Here is a 5,742-nt window from a genome sequence, read left to right on the forward strand (position 1 = left end):
TGCATGCTTGTCTTTGTATGCCAGTACTCTTCTTCGAAAATCTAGACTGTAACCCATCTCAATTCTACCTTGTCATTGGGATTTAGGTATTATGACACAGTATTATGATTCTGCTATAGTTATCTATGCTCCAGGGGATTCGCTCCTTGCCGTCGCGCTGCATCTTGAAATCCAATGGGTATATATATAAACAATTATATAAACAAACAAAAACCACCTCATTTAAAAATGAGATTTATTCATTAAATATCAATCGGTTATGATTTAGCTATGAATACACCTAATATATCTCAAGTTAAGCGTTTTTTCCTCTCATTACAGGATAAAATCTGCAAGCAACTAGAACAAATTGATGGCCATTCAACCTTTATGGAAGATTATTGGCAGCGAGAAGAAGGTGGTAACGGGCGCAGCCGCGTATTAACAGCAGGCAATATTTTTGAACAAGCCGGCGTGAATTTTTCTCATGTCACGGGAACTTCAATGCCTGCGTCTGCCACCGCTCATCGACCGGAATTAGCTGGCCGCAACTATCAAGCTATGGGCGTATCTCTTGTTATTCATCCCCTAAATCCCTACGTCCCAACCAGTCATGCAAATGTACGCTTTTTCATTGCCGAAAAAGAAGGCGAATCTCCTGTATGGTGGTTTGGCGGTGGTTTTGACCTCACACCTTATTATGGTTTCAAAGAAGACGTCATTCACTGGCATACCGTTGCCAAAACTTTATGCCAACCATTTGGCGATGATATTTATCCTAAATACAAGAAATGGTGTGATGACTACTTCTTTATTAAACATCGAAATGAACCTCGTGGTATTGGCGGATTATTTTATGACGATCTGAATACACCTGATTTTGATACCTGTTTTAATTTCACAAAAGCTGTCGGTAATAGTTTTTTATCTGCTTATCTACCCATTGTAGAAAAAAGAAAAGACATCACTTGGGGTGATCGTGAAAGACAATTCCAGTTATATCGTCGAGGCCGCTATGTTGAATTTAATTTAGTTTGGGATAGGGGAACTCTCTTTGGTCTGCAAAGTGGTGGCAGAACTGAATCTATATTAATGTCTATACCTCCTTTGGTGCGCTGGGAATATGGTTACTCTCCAGAACCTAACTCGCCAGAATCCGAATTATATTCCTCATTTCTGATAAAGAAAGATTGGGTATAACTAATAACAGGAATATAAAGTAGTTTTTATATTCCTGTTTCAAACTCCTATCATTTTAATCTTTTGTTTAAAATCCTTTGAAAATGCATCAGAGTATTGACAAAAATATTTATCATTTCTCATTATCAATACTCTGCCATAAAAAGTTAATACCTTCCCTAATGACTCATTTGTTAATTGTAGGTAACATTCAATCCAGACCAAAAAAACAAACACAACATATAACAAAAAAACAGGGTATAACTATGAACAATAATAAAATTGAAAAATACAGCTTAATCCCACCATTTGTTTTGGAGTACATATCTGATAATTGCGATGAATGCACTAATCAATATGTATTAAAAACATTGGATCATGTTAATAACTTGATGAATACTTCCATCGAAGATGATATTTCTTTTCGGGAAGAAGAAGTCAAATCTTATGATAAATTAAACCGAATTATCTATGACGCTCAAAATAAAGAGATATTTCCAGGAAAAAAATTGTCCCGAAGTGAAGGTATGGCTGAACATTCTGATGTTGCTGTTAATGAGGCTTATGATCATCTGGGTAAAACATATGAGTTCTATAAAAAAGTTTTTAACCGGGATTCCCTTGATAACAAAGGAATGAAATTAATTGCCACCGTTCATTATGGTGAAAATTATCTTAATGCTTTTTGGTCTCGAAAACAGATAGTATTCGGTGATGGTGATGGTAAATATTTCAATCGCTTTAGCTCTTCTATCGATATTATAGCGCATGAACTAACCCACGGAGTCATTGAAAGCGAAGCTAATCTTTTTTACGCTTATGAATCTGGCGCGCTGAACGAATCTATCGCAGATGTATTCGGTATTATGGTTAAACAGTATGCCAACAACCAAAAAACCGATGAATCAGATTGGTTATTAGGACAAGAGCTATTAGGTTATAAATTTAACCCAGATAATAAATCGAATATTGCTTTACGTAGCTTTATTAATCCAGGAGAAGCTTTTTTTGCAGATAAGCAAATAGGTCATATGGATCAATTTGAATATATGCCTTTCTCAAAGGATAATGGTGGTGTTCATATCTTATCAGGTATTCCTAATAGAGCGTTTTATTTAGCAGCAATTGCTCTGGGTGGATATACCTGGGAAAAAGCGGGGAAAATCTGGTACGAAACGTTGCTGGACGAACGATTATATTCAGATGCAGATTTTGATGACTTTGCTGAGCTGACAATCGAAAATGCGGAAAAATTATTTGATAGAAAAATCGCAACCATTATTAAAAACAGTTGGAAGGAAGTTGGTGTTCTGGTTTAAAAAAACAAATCTTAGTTAATACAATATCAATTAAGGTTAATAACTATAACTAGAAGATAAACTTAAAATAAAATAATAAAGGGTTAAGAATAGCCCTTTATTATATTTATAAATTAACATTTAAAATATAATCAAAAGATTTTCGAAAAGTAGAAAATACCACTGTTTAGATTAATAATTAATAATGTTACCTATAAGTATATATACAAGATATCTAAAAGCGGGGTATTCTTATGCAAAACCATCAAACTAAATTAAACAAATCAGGTATAATACCGCCCTCTATATTGGAATATGTTGTTAAAATTTGTGGTCAAAGTGACAAAGGTTATATATTAAAAACATTAAATCATGTTTATCATTTAATGAAAAACTACCCCGAGATAGATACTCTAATACCTGGATATCAACCAGGATTTGATCATCATCTAAATCGAACTATTTACAATGCTAAATGTAAAGACGACTACCCAGGAAAAATATTAATTTTAAGTGAGGGAATGGCTACAAGCTCTGATACAGCAGCCAATAAAGCTTATATTTTTATTGGTAAGACATATGAATTCTATAAGAAAATATTTGGACGTAACTCAATTGATAATCAAGGCATTAAGTTAGTAGCCACTGTGCATTATCAGAAAAACTATATGAATGCATTTTGGGATAACAACCAAATGGTTTTTGGTGATGGTTATGCACCCTACTTTAATTGCTTTACCTCTTGCATTGATATTACCGCTCATGAGTTAACCCACGGGGTAACAGAAAGTGAAGCAAGCCTTGATTATGCTTATCAATCTGGTGCGCTGAATGAATCTATCTCTGATATATTTGGTATTATGGTAAAACAGTATGCAAACAATCAAAAGGCCAACGAATCTGATTGGTTAATCGGACAGGGGATATTTGGGCCTGCACTCAATCCAGACAATGACCCCAATATTGCTTTACGCTCATTCAAAAATCCTGGCAGCGCTAACCCCAGAGATAACCAGGTAGGTCATATGGATCAGTATCAAGATTTGCCTTTCAAGGATGACAACGGAGGTGTTCACAAATATTCTGGCATACCAAATAGGGCATTTTATTTATTGGCAATCGGGTTGGGAGGTTACGCATGGGAACAAGCAGGAAAAATCTGGTATGAAACGTTATTGGATAAACGTTTATCCCATAAAGCCAGCTTTAGTGATTTTGCAGTGTTAACTGCCGCCAATGCAGAAAAATTATTTGATAAGGAAATTTCAAAAATTGTAACTGATTCATGGAATCGAGTCGGCGTTCCACTGTGAAAATAATAATACCCCTCTGATAATCAAAGGCTAATGAAAGTCTTTGATTATTTTTATATATTTTTTTCACATTGCTAATATTATCTTAACTCAAATTTTATCTTTCTTTAAACCCGCCATTATCCTGTCATTCATCAATAAAATTCAATCCCTTTGTCTCCTTGAATTTAGTTATTTTACTTATTAAGATCACATTATAAAAAATTTACATTTTTAGTAGTGACTAATATTGTTAGTTTAGCTAATATTTGTATGGGTAGAAATAAATACAAATATTATAACTTATAAATAGGGTATTATTATGTGTAAAAGTAAAGCATGTAAAAAAAGTATAATCCCTCCTGGTTTTCTGGAATATATTTCGCAAACTTGTGATTCAAAAGATAAAAAATGCATATTGAATACATTGGATCATGTTAATAGTCTAATGAAGAAATCAGTAAAGGAAGATGCTATTCAATATAAAGATAACGCCTTAATTTATAATAAAAAAACCATTTCAGAAGTACAAAAAAACTATCCTCTCCCAAGAAAGTGAGTTTTTTTAACGCCAGAGCGATTACAAAAAAAATTATATGATTTTATAATAAAGGGTTTAAAATAACCCTTTATTATTTAGTTTATTAAAGTAATTAACCCATGAGCTTTACTGAACGCAATGGCGGTATTACACGGCTGCGGGTGATATTCCCGTTTAATCGCACAGGGTGTATAACTGAGACTGTGAAAAAGATTTATAGGGTGGCTTCTGGCAGGTAAATAAAAATATCTTCTTGTTTTGATATAAATAAAAAAACCTGAGTTTAATATAAAAAAACTCAGGTTGTTGATTTATACCCTTAATCTTTCAAGTTGTAGCTTTGTTGGCCGCGACCCAAAATCTATCGGGTATATCTGCTCAATGACTTATTTAATTACAGCTGTATTGACTTCATCTGAAGCTTGCCAAATACGATATTTTACTTTAACTGATTTTGGTGTATACACTACGATAGGTAGTTTGCTGTTATAGTTTATCAACGCATCTTTACCTAAGTAAACCTGAACGAAACTCCTTGTTTTTTCCTGACTTGGACATGCCATCATTGTTGAGAATGGGCCGGAGACTTTATTCAGTTTATAATAATTATATCCCCATCCATCCAGTACTTTTGTCTCCAGGTTGCCGCCAAACCAGTGATTGTTACAATCTACCAGCATGCTCTTGCCAATAATCAATTCAACCTTGTAGTTTCTTTCATTTTCATGCTTGGGAAGGTCAATCACACTACGTACCATGCCTTTAGCAGGAGCAGGATAAGGAGCGATATCTTCAAGTTTTTTGTCAGCTAAAACAGAAGTTGATACCATCAAAGCAGCTAAAGGAAATAGATATTTCTTCATATATCACCTCTGGTTGTATTTAAAAAGGAGATTGAATCATAACAACAAAAATACTGGGGGGAATTATGCTTTTTTGTCAATACACTGATTTTTAAATAAATTATGTAAAAAACAAAATTATTCATTTAGAATAAATATTGATTTTTTTAATCGATTTTTTTAATCGTTGATTAAGTGAACAGATAGTACCACATTTTTTTATGTGATATCTCTCAAATCTCAGATTACAATGGGCTGCTACACTTACGGTGTAGTAGTAAATTTCGTCTAGGAGGTCTCATGTTTCCAGAATATCGCGATTTAGTATCCAATCTAAAAGAATCACATCCCCGTTTCCAATCTTTGTTTGAAAAACATAACCGACTTGACCAAGAGATAGTCCAACTGGAAGGGCCAAATGGCACTGGCTACAACGATAAAGTTGTACGTCTGAAAAAAGAAAAACTACACATCAAAGATGAAATGCAAAGGATTTTGCAGGCAGAATCGTTGAAGTAGGAGAATGTAATGAGCGCATCCCAATCACTTAGCCCTTGGCACCGTGCTGAAATTGAGAGGTGAAGCATGGATCCTCTCAGATTTCCGGCCTT

Annotated in this window: 6 protein-coding genes; 5 read left to right on the forward strand and 1 reads right to left on the reverse strand. The window is 34.1% G+C overall.

The window, feature by feature from the left end:
- Positions 1-270: 270 nt before the first annotated feature.
- The 4 genes from hemF to BM329_RS13855 all read left to right on the forward strand — a co-directional run bounded on the left by hemF (position 271) and on the right by BM329_RS13855 (position 4,307).
- Positions 271-1,179: an oxygen-dependent coproporphyrinogen oxidase gene (hemF, locus tag BM329_RS13840; protein ID WP_092554338.1), complete on the forward strand. Its 909-nt coding sequence runs from the start codon at positions 271-273 to the stop codon at positions 1,177-1,179.
- A 245-nt stretch (positions 1,180-1,424) separates the two neighbouring features.
- Entirely contained in the window at positions 1,425-2,477 is a 1,053-nt protein-coding gene (locus BM329_RS13845) for a M4 family metallopeptidase (RefSeq protein WP_092554341.1), read from the forward strand.
- 233 nt (positions 2,478-2,710) lie between these two features.
- The gene (locus BM329_RS13850; protein ID WP_092554343.1) at positions 2,711-3,769 is read left to right on the forward strand and encodes a M4 family metallopeptidase; all 1,059 of its coding nucleotides are present in this window, start codon (positions 2,711-2,713) and stop codon (positions 3,767-3,769) included.
- Positions 3,770-4,070: 301 nt separating this feature from the next.
- Positions 4,071-4,307 carry a protealysin propeptide domain-containing protein gene (locus BM329_RS13855; protein ID WP_092554346.1) on the forward strand — a complete coding sequence of 79 codons (237 nt, stop codon included), beginning with the start codon at positions 4,071-4,073 and terminating at the stop codon, positions 4,305-4,307.
- A 368-nt stretch (positions 4,308-4,675) separates the two neighbouring features.
- On the opposite strand, the gene eco is transcribed toward BM329_RS13855, so the two are convergent.
- Positions 4,676-5,152, reverse strand: coding sequence for a serine protease inhibitor ecotin (gene eco / locus BM329_RS13860; RefSeq protein WP_092554349.1), 477 nt, complete (start codon positions 5,150-5,152; stop codon positions 4,676-4,678).
- A gap of 279 nt (positions 5,153-5,431) precedes the next feature.
- On the opposite strand from eco, the gene BM329_RS13865 reads away from it, so the two are divergent.
- Entirely contained in the window at positions 5,432-5,650 is a 219-nt protein-coding gene (locus BM329_RS13865) for an HP1242/YdcH family protein (RefSeq protein ID WP_092554352.1), read from the forward strand.
- The last annotated feature ends 92 nt before the right edge of the window (positions 5,651-5,742 follow it).

The organism is Xenorhabdus koppenhoeferi, assembly GCF_900116635.1.
GTDB lineage: Bacteria > Pseudomonadota > Gammaproteobacteria > Enterobacterales > Enterobacteriaceae > Xenorhabdus > Xenorhabdus koppenhoeferi.